Source organism: Phormidium sp. CCY1219, assembly GCF_055795085.1.
This window is the reverse complement of record NZ_JAYFEQ010000386.1, coordinates 1-419: the sequence shown is the minus strand read 5'-3', so window position 1 is coordinate 419 and position 419 is coordinate 1. Positions and strand designations below refer to the sequence as shown.

The window sequence follows — 419 nt, the reverse complement described above, 5'->3', positions numbered from 1 at the left end:
TCTTCTAACGCGATCGGTCTGCACCTGTATCCCATCTGGGAAGCGGCTTCTCTCGATGAGTGGCTCTACAACGGCGGTCCCTATCAGTTAGTGATTTTCCACTTCCTGATTGGCGTGTTCTGCTACATGGGCCGCGAGTGGGAACTGTCCTACCGCTTGGGGATGCGTCCTTGGATCTGCGTCGCTTACAGCGCTCCGGTTGCTGCTGCTACCGCAGTGTTCCTGATCTACCCCATCGGCCAAGGTTCTTTCTCTGATGGCATGCCTCTGGGCATCTCTGGAACCTTCAACTTCATGTTGGTGTTCCAAGCCGAGCACAACATCCTGATGCACCCCTTCCATATGTTGGGTGTGGCTGGCGTGTTCGGTGGTGCGCTGTTCAGCGCCATGCACGGTTCTCTCGTGACCAGCTCTCTGGT

General features: G+C 56.3%; 1 protein-coding gene. It reads left to right on the top strand.

The features are described 5' to 3' along the window. On the top strand, positions 1 to 419 hold a 419-nt coding region (locus AC0QH1_RS07665), incomplete at both ends, for a photosynthetic reaction center family protein (protein ID WP_473154730.1).